1 protein-coding gene is annotated in these 1582 nt (G+C 80.0%); it reads right to left on the bottom strand.

Annotated elements, in window-relative coordinates; all coding sequences use genetic code 11:
• The coding region (locus ABZW03_RS40710; RefSeq protein WP_355269896.1) for a beta-ketoacyl reductase at positions 1-1582 on the bottom strand (1582 nt) is incomplete at both ends.

Raw genomic sequence — 1582 nt, 5'->3', positions numbered from 1 at the left:
GTCGACCGGGCCTCCGCAACGGGCACGGGCCAGCCGGCCCCGTCCGGACTGCTCACCGTCGAGGCCGCCGAGTACGGCAGCCGGACCGGGACCAGCACCGGCTCGGCGAGCCCGAGCGCGGCGTCGAACAGGGCCAGCCCCTCGGCCTCGGCGAGGGCGCTCACCCCGCCCCGGGCCATCCGGCGGCTGTCGCCGTCCTCCAGCGCGCCGGCCATCCCGGCCTCCGCCCACGGGCCCCAGGCCAGGGACGTGCCGGGCAGGCCCTGGTCCCGGCGGTGCCGGGCCAGCGCGTCCAGGAAGGCGTTGGCGGCGGCGTAGTTCGCCTGCCCGGCGTTGCCGAAGACCCCGGCGGCGGAGGAGAACAGGACGAAGGAGTCCAGCCCCCGGTCCTTCGTCAGCTCGTGCAGGTTGAGCGCGGCGTCGACCTTCGGGCGCAGCACCCGCTCCAGGCGCTCCGCGTTCAGGGAGGACAGCACGCCGTCGTCCAGGACCCCGGCCGCGTGCACGACCCCGGTCAGCGGGTGCTCGGCCGGGATCCGGGCGAGCAGGGCGGCGAGCGCCTCCCGGTCGGCCGCGTCGCAGGCCTCGACGGCGACGCTCGCGCCCGCCTCGGCCAGCTCGGCGGCGAGCCGGTCCATGCCCTCGGCGGCGAGGCCGCGCCGGCCGGCCAGCACCAGGTGGCGCACGCCCAGACCGGCGACCAGGTGACGGGCGAGCACCCGGCCGAGGGCGCCGGTCGCACCGGTGAGCAGCACGGTGCCGTCGGCGGCGAAGGGGGCACCGGCCTCGACGGCCCCGGCCTCACCTGCCCCGGTCCGCGGGGCCGCGACCCGGGCCAGCCGGGGCGCCAGGGCGCCGCCGAGGCGCAGGGCCAGCTGGGGCTCGTCCGCCGCCAGGGCCGCGGCCAGCGCGCGGCGCGAGCGCTCGTCGCCGTCCAGGTCCACCACGGCGAACCGGCCCGGCTCCTCGGACTGCGCCGAGCGGACCAGACCCCAGACCGCCGCGGCGGCCAGGTCGGTCACCTCCTCGCCGGCGCCCGCCGCCACCGCTCCCCCGGTCAGCAGCACCAGGCGGCTCGCCGCCAGCCGGCGGTCGGCCGCGAACAGCTGCAGCAGGGCCAGGGCCTCGCCCAGCACGTCGCGGGTGGCCCCGGCGAGGTCGCCCGCGGCCCCGGCCAGCGGCACCAGCACGGTCTCCGGGACGGGCACGCCCGCGTCCACGGCGGCCAGCAGCTCGGCCAGGTCCGGGTGGCGGTGCACCAGGCCGCCGGCAGCGGACAGGGCGTCCTCCAGGCCGCGCAGGCCGTCGGCGTCCGAACCGATCAGCGCCCAGTCGGACGGCTCCGGGGCGGGCGGTTCCGCCACCGGCGCCCACCCGAGCGCGAACATCGACTCGATCCTCGCCGCGCCGGCCGCCCGCACCTGCTCCGGCGACAACGGGCGGACCACCAGGGCCTCGACCGAGCCGACCGGCCGGCCGTCCTGGTCGGCGAGCGTCAGAGCGACCGCGTCCGGGCCGGCCGGCGCCAGCCGGACCCGCAGGGCCCGGGCGCCGTCGGCGTGCAGGGCGACGCCGCTCCAGG

Origin of the sequence: Kitasatospora sp. NPDC004799, from assembly GCF_040609095.1 — a bacterium.
GTDB lineage: Bacteria > Actinomycetota > Actinomycetes > Streptomycetales > Streptomycetaceae > Kitasatospora.
Note: the sequence above shows the minus strand (reverse complement) of the source record. Positions and strands in the feature narration are given on the sequence as shown.